1 pseudogene is annotated in these 297 nt (G+C 68.4%); it reads right to left on the minus strand.

From position 1 onward, the window contains the following. Positions 1–297, minus strand: a pseudogene (locus tag NE591_RS14665) (hypothetical protein); the annotation flags it as partial.

Below are 297 nucleotides of genomic sequence, written 5' to 3' on the forward strand. Positions count from 1 at the left end.
CAGCGGGTTCTGCTTGATGTCCAGCCGGCAAGCGTCACTTTAAATGCGGGCGGCGAGGTGATGAGGGCGCGGCCCTCGGGGTAGGCCTCGACGTACTCGATGCAGGCCTCCACCTTCGGGAGCATGGAGCCGGGGGCGAACTGGCCCTCGGCGATGTACTCCTCGGCCTGGGCCACGTCCATCTCGTCGATGGTCTGCTGCTCGGGCGTGTTGAAGCAGTTCGATTTGCCGGCGGGCGGCCTCGCCGGCTTCCTCCAGCGCCTCGGCGATGGCGTTGGCTGCCGAGCGGTGGCCTCG

Origin of the sequence: Adlercreutzia sp. DFI.6.23 (assembly GCF_024462535.1) — a bacterium.
Lineage (GTDB): Bacteria > Actinomycetota > Coriobacteriia > Coriobacteriales > Eggerthellaceae > Adlercreutzia > Adlercreutzia rubneri.